This is a genomic window from candidate division KSB1 bacterium (assembly GCA_034506395.1).
In the GTDB taxonomy this organism is placed as follows: domain Bacteria; phylum Zhuqueibacterota; class Zhuqueibacteria; order Thermofontimicrobiales; family Thermofontimicrobiaceae; genus Thermofontimicrobium.
In genome coordinates this window covers 126,383-142,234 of record JAPDPQ010000011.1, presented here as the reverse complement: position 1 = coordinate 142,234, position 15,852 = coordinate 126,383, and the positions used below count along the sequence as shown (strand labels likewise).

At 43.6% G+C, this 15,852-nt stretch carries 14 protein-coding genes; 12 read left to right on the top strand and 2 right to left on the bottom strand.

Annotated elements, in window-relative coordinates:
• Positions 1 to 89: 89 nt before the first annotated feature.
• From ONB37_09430 to ONB37_09385, 10 genes are all read left to right on the top strand, one after another.
• Positions 90 to 656 (top strand): isochorismatase family protein, encoded by a 567-nt coding sequence (locus ONB37_09430; protein ID MDZ7400371.1) that lies wholly within the window; start codon positions 90 to 92, stop codon positions 654 to 656.
• Positions 653 to 1,075 carry a hypothetical protein gene (locus ONB37_09425; GenBank protein MDZ7400370.1) on the top strand — a complete coding sequence of 141 codons (423 nt, stop codon included), beginning with the start codon at positions 653 to 655 and terminating at the stop codon, positions 1,073 to 1,075. Before ONB37_09430 ends, ONB37_09425 begins: the two co-directional genes overlap by 4 nt.
• A gap of 24 nt (positions 1,076 to 1,099) precedes the next feature.
• Positions 1,100 to 1,741 carry a class I SAM-dependent methyltransferase gene (locus ONB37_09420; protein ID MDZ7400369.1) on the top strand — a complete coding sequence of 214 codons (642 nt, stop codon included), beginning with the start codon at positions 1,100 to 1,102 and terminating at the stop codon, positions 1,739 to 1,741.
• A gap of 650 nt (positions 1,742 to 2,391) precedes the next feature.
• Positions 2,392 to 3,609: an endonuclease/exonuclease/phosphatase family protein gene (locus ONB37_09415; GenBank protein MDZ7400368.1), complete on the top strand. Its 1,218-nt coding sequence runs from the start codon at positions 2,392 to 2,394 to the stop codon at positions 3,607 to 3,609.
• A 339-nt stretch (positions 3,610 to 3,948) separates the two neighbouring features.
• Complete coding sequence (locus ONB37_09410) at positions 3,949 to 5,391, top strand: ABC transporter substrate-binding protein (GenBank protein ID MDZ7400367.1); 1,443 nt, start codon at positions 3,949 to 3,951, stop codon at positions 5,389 to 5,391.
• Between the two features lie 89 nt (positions 5,392 to 5,480).
• Complete coding sequence (locus ONB37_09405; GenBank protein ID MDZ7400366.1) at positions 5,481 to 6,377, top strand: sugar ABC transporter permease; 897 nt, start codon at positions 5,481 to 5,483, stop codon at positions 6,375 to 6,377.
• Between the two features lie 83 nt (positions 6,378 to 6,460).
• The gene (locus ONB37_09400; protein ID MDZ7400365.1) at positions 6,461 to 7,318 is read left to right on the top strand and encodes a carbohydrate ABC transporter permease; all 858 of its coding nucleotides are present in this window, start codon (positions 6,461 to 6,463) and stop codon (positions 7,316 to 7,318) included.
• A 234-nt stretch (positions 7,319 to 7,552) separates the two neighbouring features.
• Positions 7,553 to 7,978: an NUDIX hydrolase gene (locus ONB37_09395; protein MDZ7400364.1), complete on the top strand. Its 426-nt coding sequence runs from the start codon at positions 7,553 to 7,555 to the stop codon at positions 7,976 to 7,978.
• On the top strand, positions 7,975 to 8,352 hold the full coding sequence (locus ONB37_09390; GenBank protein ID MDZ7400363.1) for a co-chaperone GroES family protein: 378 nt from the start codon (positions 7,975 to 7,977) through the stop codon (positions 8,350 to 8,352). The genes ONB37_09395 and ONB37_09390 overlap by 4 nt, the downstream gene beginning before the upstream one ends.
• 91 nt (positions 8,353 to 8,443) lie before the next feature.
• Positions 8,444 to 9,139 carry a peptidylprolyl isomerase gene (locus tag ONB37_09385; GenBank protein MDZ7400362.1) on the top strand — a complete coding sequence of 232 codons (696 nt, stop codon included), beginning with the start codon at positions 8,444 to 8,446 and terminating at the stop codon, positions 9,137 to 9,139.
• A 372-nt stretch (positions 9,140 to 9,511) separates the two neighbouring features.
• Here the strand turns inward: ONB37_09385 and ONB37_09380 are convergent, their stop codons facing one another.
• The gene (locus ONB37_09380; protein ID MDZ7400361.1) at positions 9,512 to 9,856 is read right to left on the bottom strand and encodes a hypothetical protein; all 345 of its coding nucleotides are present in this window, start codon (positions 9,854 to 9,856) and stop codon (positions 9,512 to 9,514) included.
• 481 nt (positions 9,857 to 10,337) lie between these two features.
• Positions 10,338 to 11,075 (bottom strand): response regulator, encoded by a 738-nt coding sequence (locus tag ONB37_09375; GenBank protein MDZ7400360.1) that lies wholly within the window; start codon positions 11,073 to 11,075, stop codon positions 10,338 to 10,340.
• 1,357 nt (positions 11,076 to 12,432) lie between these two features.
• On the opposite strand from ONB37_09375, the gene ONB37_09370 reads away from it, so the two are divergent.
• Both ONB37_09370 and eno read left to right on the top strand, forming a co-directional pair.
• Positions 12,433 to 13,929, top strand: a complete 1,497-nt coding sequence (locus ONB37_09370; protein MDZ7400359.1) for a DUF92 domain-containing protein — start codon at positions 12,433 to 12,435, stop codon at positions 13,927 to 13,929.
• Positions 13,930 to 14,283: 354 nt separating this feature from the next.
• On the top strand, positions 14,284 to 15,570 hold the full coding sequence (gene eno, locus ONB37_09365; GenBank protein MDZ7400358.1) for a phosphopyruvate hydratase: 1,287 nt from the start codon (positions 14,284 to 14,286) through the stop codon (positions 15,568 to 15,570).
• Positions 15,571 to 15,852: the final 282 nt, after the last annotated feature.

Genomic DNA, 15,852 nt, shown 5'->3' with positions numbered 1-15,852 from the left:
GCCCTGAAATGGTTTGATCAGCTCTGTTTATTTCGTGTCTGCTTGGTTTTATCTTTCCCGATTCGGACTTATCAGCACGGAAATCGTCGGTGGAGAATATTGATAAACATCATTGCGCGCTATTGGTAATCGACATGCAGGAATATTTTCGGACCATCGCTTCGTCGATCCTGCCCAACGTCGTTCGACTCGTCGAATGGTGTCGCGAGCAGCGCATCCCAGTGATTTTCACCCGGCATGCGCATCAAGACCCTGCCCAGGACGGTGGAATGTTGGCAAGATGGTGGGATGACTTGATCATTGATGGGACGAAAGCCGCTCAAATTTTATCAGAAGTTTTGCCTCTAACAGGGGAAAAAATTGTCACCAAAAAGCGATACAGCGCATTTTTCAACACTGATCTGCACCATTATTTGCAATTGCACAACATTTGCCAATTGATCATTGCTGGCGTAATGACCAATCTCTGCTGCGAAACAACCGCTCGGGATGCCTTCATGCATGATTATGAGGTCTATTTTCTCAGCGATGGGACTGCCACCAGTCATTTTGAATATCATGAAGCTACTTTGTTAAATTTGGGCTATGGATTTGCCCATATCGTTACCTGCAAGGAAATGATGGATGCGATCGGTTCATCGGAGCAATCAAGATGACGACCTTCTGCAAACCTTATTGTGGGCTAATAGTTTGTTTCCATTTCTGCCTTTTGTTGATAAGCGGCTCTGAGCGAGATGGATCATCGAAAGCGAATGTTCAACCTGCGATCAACGACTCTCTCCGTTTCGCTGTGATTGATTCCGGCCAACCGAACCAGGAATTGATTCCTCAAGATCTCGATAGCCTCAGCAAGTTGATCCAATCCAAGCAAGCCGTATTACAAAAGACCCAACAGGAAATCGCAGTTCGATCAGCCCAGATGCAACAGGACGAACAGCGGCTGGCAAAAATCGTCGCCACAATGCAGCGATTGCGCCAGACTTGCTATATTACCCTGATCATCGGAGCGATATTGATTTTGATCGGACTGGTGCAGATGATGATACGTCGCCGATCAGCGGGTCAGGATGAATGAGCTGATCAAAATGCTGGAGGCGGAATGGTGAACTGGCAGGTATATAGCAATTGGTCCAAATGGCAATTTCAAAGCGAACGCCGGGAATTTGTAAGCTTTGTTATCCAGGAGTTGGATTTGGATCAAACGGCCCGGGTATTGGAGATAGGCTCTGGCGCTGGCTGGGTTAGCTTGGAATTGGCGCGACGAATGTCCGATGTCGAAGTGATCGGCGTCGAATCCAACCCAGATCTGGTCGAATTGGCAAAGAAGAATAAATCTGATCAAAAGATAACCAACGCCAGTTTCGTTCATCTCGATTTCGGATCGCTGAAAACTTTGGCTCATCGAACTTTCGATTGCATCGTCTCATTCAGAGGACTGAAAAATTGGGAATCGCCCATTGAAGTATTTAATCAGTTGAATCTTTTATTGAAGCCAGCGGGAAGCTATGCGATTGCAGATTATCGAGGCGATCTCAAATGGCTGGCACGATTGTCAATCTGGTATTCGGAACGAACCATGCCCAAGCCGTATCGGGCGTTTTGGAGGGAAGCGTTTGCCAATTGTTATTCAGTCCAACAAATGATAAAAATTTTGATCTCGTCCCACTTGGTGGATTGGAAAATTCGCACCACGCTGTTTGATTTTTTGATTTACAAACCGAAATTCAATTCGGTCAGATAGCCCATAACATGATGATCGGTTTGTCAATTAATTTTGTTGACAAGTAGCGATCAACTCAGAAAAAGAATCGTCTACCGAGGCTGGTATCATACTTGGTCATCAATTGGACTTCTTGAAATCTTCTTAAACACTACTGGAGCGTCGCATTATTTTTAATCATAGCCTTATCACAATGAAATTGCAATATTGCAACTAACCTCGGTGTATTGATGGTGTTTTCCACGATTACTAACCTATTGGTCTGACTAAAGAATAGTTTTGTTTCTGACGGATGATTTCAAACTCACAAATGGGCTCCATTCTTTTATTAGGCCAGAGGTAATTTGGCCAGATGAAGCAACAAAAACGTAATTATCTCCAAGAAACGAAACTCGGAAAACCATATTTTTGCTGGTTAGCTTTTAATCGAAAATACGAACACTTCCTAGTATTTTTTTACAAAGCGAAGAGCAAAATTGACATTTGCAATTCGGAAGATTATATTGAGCAATAAACTATGCTGAACAGCAAAATGGAGGAAAATTGATTTCATCGATTCTGGGGATGGAATCATCCTCCGAATGGTCATGTCAGCTTGGTTTGTCGGTCCGTGGTTGCCTTTATTGATCATTAAATTACGAAAAGCTGATCCATTAAAATGAGGAGGCGCTATGAAAACCAGAACCATGCTTTATTGGCTCTTCTCTGGCCTATTGCTCCTGTTAGGTTGCAGTAAACAGCATCCAACCGCGCCGCAATTGGCCGAATTCACCGAGGCAGATACGCAATCGTTGATTGCAACAATCGATTGTGAAAAGGAGATTGGAACTTTTGGCCGATTGCAAGGTGCAGTTACCGCCATGACCCGAAATATTTATGTTGGTGGGGACGTCGATATTGTAATCGGAGCGAGCGACCCAACCCAGATTCCGATTTTGGTTGCTCAGGTTTTTCAGCAGGTGCAATCGACCAATTTTCCAGAACGGGCGGTTTCGTTGGCGCGAGAGATCGCCTGGACGCAGCCAGATGTAGTGGGATTGCAGGAGGTGTCTTTGATCCGTTACCAGTCGCCAGGGGATGCAGTAATCGGAGGGACGACTCCAGCCGTCGATACCTTGTACAATTATCTCGGAATTTTGTTGCGGGCGCTTCGGGCGCAAGGCGCTCGCTACAGGGTCGCTGGCATGGTGCAGGACACTGATGTGGAGCTGCCGATGCTGGTCAGCCAGAATCCGCTCAAGTTCGATGACGTGCGGCTCACCGATTTCGATGTGATCTTGGTTCGCGAAGGGATTCGCGTTTCCGATGTGATTGGCCATAATTATCAAGCTCGGCTCGTCGTTCCGAGCTCTGGATTCGCTGTATTGCGCGGTTTTGTGGCGGCAAAAGCCAAGATTGGGGACCAGGAGTATCGGGTGGTGAATACCCATTTAGAGCCAGCTTCCAACCCTGCCATCCTACCGATTCAATTAGGCCAAGCTCAAGAATTGCTGGCTTTCTTGCAAAGCGAAACGTTGCCAATAATTTTGCTCGGGGATTTCAATAGCGAAGCTCCCAACGGGGCTACATATCAGTTGATGCTTGCTAACGGTTACACCGATATTTGGACTGAAAATCGTTTGAAGCACGATCCCAACGGTTACACCTATGGTCATGATGCCGATCTGAGAAACCCAGTGGCCAATTTTTATGAACGCATCGACTATATCTTCATTCGCAATGAGATCCGTCGTCGCCATCAGCCTCCGTTGGGTTCGGCGTTCGCCATCGTGGTAGGAGATGAGGAGTTCAATCGAACCCCTTCAGGCCTATGGCCTTCGGATCACGGCGGAGTAGTTGCTCGATTTAGAATGGTGCCGCTGGTACCGTTTGCTGGTATCGGTAATTGATCAGAGATCGATTTTCAACCCATACGCGGCCACCAACATCAATCAGCGACGTTGAAAGGCCGCGTATCTTGACTCAATAACGATGATCGACTCGCAGATATTCGATGATACCTGAGAGACGATTCGTTGTTTATGTGTCTTTGATGGTGCACTGTGCCATTCAATCGGCGATGCCAATCAAAAGTAATGATTGGCTTCTCATTGCATGAAAAAATCATCATGAATTCGAAATTAATTCTGCATTTTTTAAGCTTTGGTTTGGCTCTGATTCTATCCTGCTCTCAACCTCATACCCCAAAATCCTCGCATGGAGGAGCATTCGATTGGCGCTGGAGAAATATGACCGATTTTGGGCGCTCGCTTAACCCAGGCAGAAAGCATGTGATTGAATTTTTCCCCGGGATCTATGCCCCGGGTACACAGCCATTCGGCGTTGGTGAGCGTCTCCGTGCCATTCGGCTTCTGGCGGATCAATACGAAAATTTGCATCCAGACGTGACCATCGAGTTTGTGCCCCAGATAATCATGGAAGGTGGTTCAGAAGGAGAGGCGATGCGCACCAAATTAATGGGCGGCGTTGCCCCCGAGATCCTTAGCTTGAATACCGAAGCTGTTTGGCCAGATATTGAACAAAAGAAGGGCTGGTGGTTGCCACTGGATCCATATCTTGATCAGCCCAATCCATACGTGCCCGGGAATCGGGCTTGGAGCGACTTATTCAAGAATCAAGCGCTCACCCAGGCGAAGCGAGCCCCAGATGGGTTGCTTTACTGCATCACATTTGATGTTGTTGAGACAGGAATTTTCTATAACCAATCTTTATTCCGAAAACACCACCTCGCCATCCCAAAAGATTGGCCAGAGTTTCTTGAACTCCAACAAACGTTCAAAGATGCTGGATTGATTCCCCTGGCGACGGATCGGGTTGTTTTTATGGATTGGGCGCCAGACCTATTATTTGATCAATGCTATTTTGAAATATTGGAGCTTCTGGATTACAAAAAGAAATCTGATCTCGAAGAAGCTTATTATCAGGGTTATTTAACACCTGAAGAATTATGCTGGTTGACCAAAAAGGGCTGGTTCGCTGCTGAAAATCCACGATTCCAGGAATGCTGGCGACTATTGAAGGAGTGGCGGCATTTTTGGCAGAAAGATCTGACGCACTCTGACCCCGTCCGATTGTTCATTACTCAGCGCGCTCCGATGATCTGGACCGGGTCGTGGCTCGTCCGTCGACTGACGTTAGATCCGCTGGTTACATTTGAGTGGGGCGTATTTTATCCGCCGCCGATCCCTCGGAGTTACTCACCTTTTTGCTGCGGAGTCGAGCAATGCGTCATCGGTGGTGCCGGAATGCAATTTCATATTACCCAGCGCGCCAGTGATGATGGCGACCTCCTGCCTTCGGTTGATTTTTTGCGTTATATCACCACACCAGATCATGCCAGCCAGATTGCCACAGAGGCAGGGATGTATATTTCCAATATCCAGGGCGCCCAAATGCCCGAAAACCTGATCCCCTTCTCCGAGATCATTTTGAGGCGCTATTGCACCGTGAAGTGGCATTATTCATTGGGACATCGCTTTACCGATCATCGAGAACGATTGATCGATTCGTTCTTGAATGACGGGATGACCCTTGAACAATTTATGAACGCACTCGATCAGAGTCTGAAACAGACTGCATGCAGCTTCATTGAAGAGAACAAATGGCCTGAGCCCGCAGAGGTTCCTGATTGGTCTTTGGAAGCCGAACAGAAATATCTGGAGCAAAGATAACAGATTTGCTATTTGCTTTAGTCCTGCGATCGAAGCAGGCAGGTTGCCATGGAGGTGCTTTCGCCGATGTAATCCTGAAGCTGCATTGGATGAACAAAAAGTCAAACACTTTTTTGATAATGAAAAAGAACCGCTCCCTGATTTATCTAGCTTTGTTGCCAACGTTCGCTCTACTGGCAATTTTTAATTATTGGCCAGTCTATAGCGCTCTAAAGCACGCCTTCTATCAATGGGACCCTGGGGGCGTCCATCGATTCATCGGAGTCGCAAATTTTGTGCGCTTGGCGCAAGATGGAATTTTTTGGAAATCGCTTCACAATTTACTCATCATCATTCTGATCAATTCAACTGTCAAAATCGCGATCCCATTGGTCGTAGCTGTATTGATTTTCCATCTTGCCGCTGAAAAAATCCGATACCTCTATCGTGTTTTATTTGTTATCCCGATGGTAGTTCCGACTATGGTTACGATTTTGATTTGGAGCTATATTTATTCAGATACTGGCATTCTCTCTGAACTGTTACGTGCCGTGGGTTTGGATCGATACGATCGCGCCTGGCTCGGCTCACCACAGACCGCGCTTGCTTCAGTGGTTGGCGTCGGCTTTCCATTTGTATCTGGATTAGCCTTGCTGGTTTTCTATGCTGGTTTGATGAATCTTCCTGAATCAATTTTCGATGCTGCCACTATTGAAGGCGCGACCCAATGGCAGCTTTTTTCTAAAATCGAATTGCCATTGTTGTTGCGCCAAGTGAGGGTTATTCTTGTGTTAACTGTTTTGGGTTCTGTGCAGGGCTACGAGTTGTTTCTTATCCTAACTCGGGGTGGGCCGGGTTACGAAACCATGGTCCCTGGCCTGTGGATGTACCTGACCGGGTTTTCTTTCAACGAGATGGGATATGCATGCTGTATCGGATTCGTCATGTTCCTTTTTATGTTACTGATCACCATCACCAATCTTAAATTTATTCAGCCAAGAGATTGAACGGTATTTTCGAAAAATAACCATCACTGATGACTTTAAAACCATCGAAACAACGATCTCCAATGCGAAATTTTGATCATAGCATGGCGCAGCTGTTCTACAGAAGTCGCAACCTCTCTTCCTACAAATGGGTGACCCATTTCATCCTTCTTGCCCTTTTGCTGATGACATTTTATCCGTTTTTTTTCATGTTGATCAGTTCATTCAAAAGTGTTCCCCAGTTCTATCAGCATTTTTGGGGGATTGTAAGGCCGTTTCACTGGGAAAATTATCGAGAAGCTTGGCAGGTCATTCATCGTTTTATTTGGAATAGCATGCTGGTGAGTGGATTGACGCTAATTGGCGTGCTCACGCTCGGATCCATTACTGCTTATATTTTTTCCCGATTCGATTTCACAGGAAAGAACGTGCTATTTTATGCCATTATTTCATTGCTGATGATCCCAAGCATCCTCACTTTGGTGCCGACCTTCATGACAGTAAAGCGATTGGGACTCTTGAATACCCATTGGGTGATGATCCTTCCTTACGTCAGCTCAGGGCAGGTTTTTGCCATTTTTTTGTTGCGGTCTTTCTTCGAATCCTTACCTCGCGACCTGTTTGACGCTGCCACCATTGACGGCTGCCCAGAACATCGCATCCTCTGGCACATTGTGCTCCCGCTCTCTCGCCCCATTTTGGGGACCGTCGCAATTATCAACTTGATTGCCACTTGGAACGAATTTATCTGGCCTTTTGTAACGCTTCAATCGATGAACAAATTCGTGCTTCCAGTGGGATTACTGAACTATTTTTCCACCACAGCGACAGGTTTGACTGGAATGAAATATGGGACGATCTTTGCTGGTTATACCATTGCTGCGATCCCCCTCTTAATCTTGTTCTTGTTCTTCATGAAAGCGTTTATCAAAGGATTATCCTCTGGAGCTATGAAGCTTTAGTTTCAAGCTCTTGAAGCTGACATGAAATGGATTTTTAACGTCATAAAATTTTTCTATGTACATTAGAATTCAAAAAAATTGCATTCAGGTTTTTTGGCATCGTTTCCTTGGTCGAATTTTTAGCTTGACAATTTAGCGGAACTGTTTTATATTTGGCTACAAAAAATTAACAAAGTGATTGATTCACGGTGTTATTGAAATGGCAAAGCAGGTTCAATTTGCGAAAGGATTGGAATGAAGCTTCGATCACCAGAGGCGACGGTTGGCGCAATCATCACTCGAACTGATTCGGGAACCGAGCGGATTCTGCTTGCGTTACGCAATACAGATCCCTATAAAAATTATTGGTCTCTTCCGGGCGGTCACATCGATCCGTATGAGACCGTGAAACAGGCGGTGATTCGGGAGGTGAAAGAGGAGGTGGGTTTAGATATTGAGCCAGAATTTTTATTCTACTTCGATGAAATTATCCCAGAGCGCAGCATTCACGCAGTGGTCCAAGTATTTCATGCCAAAGCCAATGGCCAGGTAGCTGTATCACCAGAAGAGATCGTGGCTGCACGATGGGTCTCCATTGAAGAAGCTTTGTCCATGCCGCTGGCCTTTTTGCATAAAGAGATCATTCGCCAATTTCGAGAACAATTCAAGGATAAAAAATGATGAAAAAAGAAAAAGAAATTATCATCATTGGCGATCGGGTGCTGATCAGCCCTGATCCCGGAAAAGATCGTACCGATAGTGGCCTATATTTGCCCCAAGGCGTCGCGGAAAAAGAAAAAATCAGCAGCGGCTATGTGGTAAAGGTCGGGCCTGGATATATTATCCCCTATATTGCCGACACCTCTGAACCTTGGAAAGGCAAACGTAATGAGACGCACTATATTCCGCTCCAGGTAAGGATCGGGGACTATGCCATATTTTTGCGGAAGGATGCGATAGAGATTGAATATGACGAGAAACGCTATCTTATCATTTCCCAGTCAAGCATCCTGGCCGTGGTGCGAAGCAAAATTTTGCCCGATGATGATGAGTGATCCAATCGCTTCAACTAACCTCACTTTGGCGAATGAGAAAAACTTAGGTGAAAATGAATCAAAATCTATATTCAAATTCGGAGGCATTCTAATGTTCAGATCAATGAAATTGCTTTCTACTGTGTTAATGATACTTGTTTCCTTTGTTAGCTGTGGCAAAGATCAACAGAAATCTCCAGGCAAGAGCCAAATCGAAACACCAGCTATCTCAGAGAAAATCCTAAATCCTGATCTCAATGAGCTTGCTCAACCGTGTCCTGCTCAATTCAGAGTTAAATTTGAGACATCGAAAGGCGACTTTGTCATTGAAGTGCATCGCGATTGGGCTCCTCATGGTGCCGATCGCTTATATTACCTTGCCAGACACGGATATTATGATGGCGTTCGTTTTTTCCGCGTTATTGATGGGTTCATGGCTCAGTTCGGCTATCATGGCGATCCAAGGGTGATACAGACTTGGCGCAATTTAACCATCCCAGATGATCCAGTCAAACAAAGCAACCTTCGGGGTTACGTGACTTTTGCGAAGACCCAATTGCCCAACTCTCGCACGACTCAGTTGTTCATTAATTATGGCGATAATTCGCGGCTGGACGCAATGGGGTTCGCACCTGTGGGGAAAGTGATAGAAGGAATGGAAGTGGTCGATCAGCTTTACAGCGGCTACGGAGAAGGCGCACCTAACGGCCCTGGGCCTTCCCAACAATTGATTCAACAGGGGGGCAACGACTATCTGAATAAAAATTTCCCTAAATTGGATTACATCAAAAAAGCGACAATCCTTTAAGCAGGGAGACGCTTAATCCGATCAGTTTTGTTCCGTGGGGAAACATCGACTCTGTTGGCAATATGATCCTATTACCAGATAATTAGTAAACTCAACAAGGCGGGTTATAATTTTTTTACCCCAATCTCAAAGTTCCAAAAATTTCCCGTTCCGCTCGCTTATGAATAAGTTTGTGAGCGGAGCGGGGCAGGTCCTTTTTTCAAAAAAGCTTCAATACCTCCTAAATCTTAACCCCCAGTAGGTTACGATCTTCATCAAAATTATTGAGGGCCTCGTCCCATTTTTCATCTGATGATGCGGCTTAGTGAAGCGTTAAATTGGCACAAATGCGGTTTGCTAATACAAATGGTCTGAAATGCAAATCGATCGTTGTTACTCCTGGCGATGCGTTTGAATATGATTGGGGCAGAAAGCTTTTCCTGTATGAAGGTCGAAGGAGATGGGCTGATGGTTCACTGGACAGGTAGGAATCTGACCATCGCTAAACATGCTTGGTGATAATTGAGTGGGGAAATGACTGTTCCCAAGGGCCAGGCTTTCTGCATAAGCAATAGCTAGTGCCGTTTCCACAATGATCTGATTGGCCACGCATTGGCTGGCTTCATCCTGCTTGTTAAGATGAAAATATTTTGGTATCGCCAGGGAGGAAATTATACTGAGCAAAAGGAAAACGAGCAAAGCAATTTTGAAAGCGATGAAAGTTTGGCAGCTTTTCATAGCTCCTCCTCTTCAGGCTTCAATGCTTTCACAAATGAGCTTTGGGGAATTCATAGATTGACTAATAATGCAACTGCAATTTACATGCCGCAACCAGTGATCCTTTCGATTCAACATCCTGATCTCAACTCTTTGGTTTTAAGTCCTAGCTATTGATTGAAGTAGACAAAAGTTCATTTTTTTCGTCGGTAATACTAAATGTTAATTTGAAAAAATAGAATATTTATCTCTATTCGAATTAATGTCTCATTCAAATCAACTTCTATCTTCAAAATAAAAAATTGTCATAGCAAAAATGTGATTTAGCGCAAGAAAAACGAGGATGATGCATTGACTTAAAAAGTAACAGCTATGGGGAGAAAAATGAAGCGAATTGTCTCTTGATGTTACAAGAAAGCGAAAGAGAGACAGGCTGAATTTGTTATCTCAATTCTGCTTTTTATTCAGGTGGGCGAATTCATGCATGGTTCAAAAAATTGAATTAGGTCTGCAGGTTGCGATTTGACCGCAACTCATCCAACCGCTGGCAACAATCCAGGATGAGTTGCATAGTAGGTTTTAGGATATTGACCTCTGTTGGAATTAAATCTTTCTCAAACACGAACGAGCCTTGTTCCCAGGCAGCCATGGCGTATACTGATTCCTCGCCATCTACGCCATTGCAATGGGACCAGGTAATTTTTCCGTCATAAAAAGCGATCTTCCCAATTTGATTCATCGAATCAATTTTAAGAACGCCAGTTTTGTGGTTTAAATTTAATAGTTGTATGATCTCGATGGCTCTGAAATCCTGGAGTTTGCCGATCAACGATTGATTGGGTTTCAGGATTTGCTTTGTCAAAAATGCATACCGATTAATGAGCGTTTCGATCCGTGTGATCAATTCCCTGCGCGAAATAGAAAGGGGGATGATATCATCGACCCCACTTCGAAATCCATTAATGCGTAGCTCAGGATTGGTGTCATCAGTTATTAAAATAAAAGGCGTTGCTGCTAGTCGGCTGTTCTGGCGCAACATATAACAGAGTTCAATCCCATCAATTTTTTCAAGCTCTGTGGCTGCAATTATGAGGTCTGGCTCAGCATCGCGGGTTAATTCAAACCCATTCTTTCCATCATTGGCTGTGATCACCTCAAAATCATTGTACGATAGCATAGATTTGAAGTGATCAAAATGGTCGCTTATTGGCATGATCAGCAATATTAGCTTTTTTTTCATATCATCTGTCCCGATACCGATAAATTAATCTTTGCCAAATCGAATTACGGTTCTGACCGATTTTGCAAGTTGGTATAAAACGCCATCGAGGTCAAACAACTTGTTCAATTCATATCCTTGCTAAAATCATTCCAAAATCAAGCGTAAAATCCAACCTGTTCAACCTATAGAAGAATCAAACCAAAAAACAATGAGCCATTGTCTCTGAAATCTGAAAAATTAAAAAATGAGCATAATAGAGAAGGTAGAAGCATCAGCCAGGACTGAATGAACTTTTAATTTTCCAGAATCTCATGATCTTTAAGGGCTTTAAAATAAGAAGCTGAATATTAAGCTTGACAAAATCACATTCACTTATCAAATGCAAATCCTTGCCTCAAGAGTTTGCATTTTAGGGGGATAAAACTGCTCGATCATGCGATATCTCTTCATCTCGAATTAAGATCTCAAAAGGGACACCACAAATCCAAACTGATGTGAGAAGAGCTCGCTGTAAAATCTATCAAATCACCTGAGATAATAGCCTTGATTAAATTCTCTGAAATTCCATAGACAGAGCCGTAGAAAGATCATCTATATGTTGTTAGTATGTGGATAAGTTGTGAACAAGTGGATAAATTTTTAACATTGTTTCGGTCTGGTCTTTTCGGCTCAATTTATATTTGAATTTTTATTAACACAAGATGTAGATCAATTCAAAATGAAACGATCAACATTTTGTTAGCAAAAAATCCTCTCAAGATAACCATTATAAAAATCAATTAGAAAGATAGCTTCAAGTTGAAAGAAAAATAAGAAGCTTTTTCTGATTAAGTACAGTATAGTAATTGCTTTTAATAAACTGGGCTTCGGTGAAATTAATTTTTGTGAATTTTTTTCTCATGAATAGTACTGAGCAGTGGAGCGAATAAACAGCGATGTGGATAACTTTTTTTTGCTTAGTTTCGCGACAATTGTCGGTTAGGACAAAGCATTCAAAGCAGCATAGTTTGCCAATCATTGCGAAAAATTTAGAATCCAAGCGATCCAACTCAATAATCGAATCGATCAAGTCCATCAGTTATAGATTTTGTTAAGCATCATCTCAGAACGATGTCCCTCTCGGAACTGATCAGTTCTTAGGAGATTGGTTCGCAATAAGCAAATTGATAACAATTTTCGGAGAAACCAGAACTCGAGTTCTTAATCAATGATGAAGAGAAATATTTGCAATTCCCTGATCTTCTCATCTTCAGATCTTCTTACAAGACCTTTACCAGCATCAGATAAAATGTTATTGACTTTGATCGAAAAAATTGCTAAATATTATAGCGAAAAAAAGAATGAAAATCAATAACTAATTTACCAGATTGGTTCTATGGATTGGATTCGTGCTGCGGTACTTCTTGCGATACTGACAATTGTGATCGGATTATCTGAGCTGCTACGGATTAAGTTCAAAGCATCTATCAATTTTACTAGAAAATTGGTTCACATTTTAACTGGAATTCTCATTGCTGTGACTCCGCTGATGCTGCAAAGGCCAGATCCGCTATTATTGATAGCTGGCATTTTTGCCGTGCTTAATTTCATCGCCATTCGAAAGAAATGGATGCCGGGAATGCATGCGGTTGGCCGAGTAAGCTATGGGACTGTATTCTATCCCATGGCATTTTTTATTTTGTTGCTGCTGCTATGGCAAAATCATCGCGCTATTTTGGTCATCGCGATGCTTGTTCTGGCGCTTGGAGATGCCATGGCAGCTATCGTCGGAGAATCGGTGAAATACCCCATTCGCTATCAATTTGACGGCGAGCCAAAGTCGCTACAAGGTTCAGCGGCGATGTTGATTACCAGTTTTATCGTTACGTTCAGTGGGCTTCATTTTTTTTCATCACTTGATTCAATTTCAATCGCTACAAACCAAGCGGTTTGGATCGCAGCGATCGTTGCGATTATTGCAATGGCATGTGAAGCGATTTCGTATAAAGGATCTGACAATTTTTCGGTCCCGATAGGGGCTGCTTTTACCCTCCATTTCATGCTAACGCATTCCAGCGCCCAAAATGCAAGTTTCAGCATTGGGGTCGCAATTGCAATGGTGATTGCTGGTGGTTCTTATTTTTTGCATTTTTTAGATGGCAGCGGAGCAGTATCGACTTTTTTATTAGGAGTGGTTATCTTTGGGACTGGCAAATGGGAGTTCAGCATCCCGATTTTGCTCTTCTTTTTCTTGTCTAGCCTCCTTTCAAAATTAGGGAAAAAATGGAAACAGCGGTTCGCCGATACATTTCAGAAGGGTGGCAGAAGAGACTCGGGACAGGTGATTGCCAATGGTGGGATCGCTGGGATCATCGTGTTGCTCTGGAATTATTTTCCGCATGATATTTGGTATTTCGTATTTGTTGGATCGGTGGCGGCCGTAACAGCCGATACTTGGGCTACTGAGATCGGTGTTTTTTCTCGCAAGTCCCCGCGGGATGTTTTGACCTTTCGTCGGGTTGCTCCAGGAACTTCTGGGGGCATCACATTGTTGGGCCTCACTGGTGGTTTATTGGGCAGTTTTATCATTGTATATATCGGCAGCTTGGTCACCCAGCGTTATGATCATGTCTTAAAGGCAGGAGCATTGTTCGCAATTGTCGTCGCTGCGGGCTTGGTGGGAAGCCTGGTCGATAGCATTCTCGGAACCACAGTGCAAGCCCAATATCGATGCAGTGTTTGTGGAAAAATTACTGAAAAGAAGAGCCATTGTCAAAATCATCCAACTACGTTGATTGCTGGTTATCGATTGATCGATAACGACGTTGTGAATTTTATATGCGCGATCAGCGGGGCAGTGTTCACTTGGATTGGCTATCAATTGGTGAGCTAATTGAATCAGGGTCGGGAACTGTGCAGTTCCTCAATTTATCGACTGAATTTCCGATCGATTTGCATTTTCTTGGATAAATCGGCTCAGTAGAAAGAAAACCGCTGAAAAACTTCGCTCAGGAAATCAAGAATGCTAAAGTTGAGCCATCGGCTTGGTAAAATCGAAAATTTAGCCTCAAGCCAATATCTGCTGTATTTGTTGCATATTAAAAACAAAAGATATTGAAATATTGCTGCATTGTTAGCCTTCGGAGTTTTGTCCGAATCAAAAAATGATATTTGGTCATATTTCAACTTTGAAATTGAATTTGAAGCTTCATTACTTGCAATTTTAATCAAATAAGAAGGAGAAGAGATGACGATAATTACCGATCTAATCGCACGAGAGGTTCTGGATTCGCGCGGCAATCCGACTGTGGAAGTGGATGTTGCATTGGAATGCGGAGCTGTGGGGTCAGCGATCGTTCCTTCAGGGGCTTCCACTGGCGAACATGAGGCAATTGAGCTTCGAGATGGCGACAAATCAAGGTATCTTGGTAAAGGGGTAACTCAAGCTGTTAACAATGTGAACGAAATCATTGCTGAAGAAATCATTGGAGAAGATGCCACTGAGCAGATCGTCATTGACAAGATATTGGTGGAGCTCGATGGGACAGAGAACAAATCGAAATTAGGGGCGAATGCCATCTTGGCAGTTTCATTGGCTGTCGCCAAAGCTGCGGCGGCGGCAGTGAATTTGCCGCTCTATCAATATATCGGTGGGGTTCATGCCCGAACCCTTCCAGTTCCCATGATGAATATCCTCAATGGGGGTGTTCATGCTGATAACAATGTCGATTTACAAGAGTTCATGATTATGCCAGTTGGCGCTGATTCTTTCAAAGAAGCTTTACGGATGGGCGTAGAGACCTTTCATGCCCTAAAATCCGTTTTGAAATCCAAAGGCTATAACACTGCCGTCGGAGATGAAGGAGGCTTTGCTCCAAATTTGCACTCCAATGAAGAAGCGCTTGAATTGATCATGGAAGCAATTTCTAAAGCAAATTTTCAGGCGGGTAAACAAATTTTTATTGCGCTCGATCCAGCAGCCAGCGAATTCTTTAACAAGATAACCAAGAAGTATGAGCTAAAGTCTGAGCAGAAAACCTTCAGTGCCGAACAGATGGTTGAATATTATGCGAATTTGGTGGCAAAATATCCGATTATCTCCATAGAGGATGGAATGGCTGAGGATGATTGGGATGGCTGGAAAATCATGACCGAACGATTAGGCTCAAAAATTCAATTAGTGGGCGATGACCTATTTGTGACGAACACCAAGCGACTCCAGAAAGGAATTGAACTGGGGATCTGCAATTCAATTTTGATCAAGGTGAATCAGATCGGCACATTGTCCGAGACGCTAGACGCGATTGAGCTGGCGCATCGCGCTGGATACACTGCCGTGATTTCGCATCGCTCAGGAGAAACTGAAGATACGACTATTGCAGATATTGCGGTGGCAGCCAATACTGGTCAAATTAAAACTGGATCTGCCTGTCGCACAGATCGAATTTGTAAGTATAACCAATTGCTGCGAATCGAAGAGAATCTGGGGGAAGCAGCAGTCTACGCTGGTTATAGGGTGGTTAAGGGAAGCTGATCCATTTTATGATCAATTTATTAAACATGATTCAATGAAATGGTTAACTCCAAGTTCAGAAGCCTATTTGGGCCTGTGGATAATTATTTTAAATGATGCAGTTCCTGAGTTGATCAATGGCTCGTTGGTACTCATGTGGCTTCTGTGAAGTTAAATAATCGCAATTCTGCTTTAGTTCGAGCAATGAAGAATTTTCTTGTAACGAGGTCCTTCGCTTTGAACGGTCATTTTATGAAAGAATGATTGCATCTTTATTTGCTTCAAAAATCAAATTGGATCTAT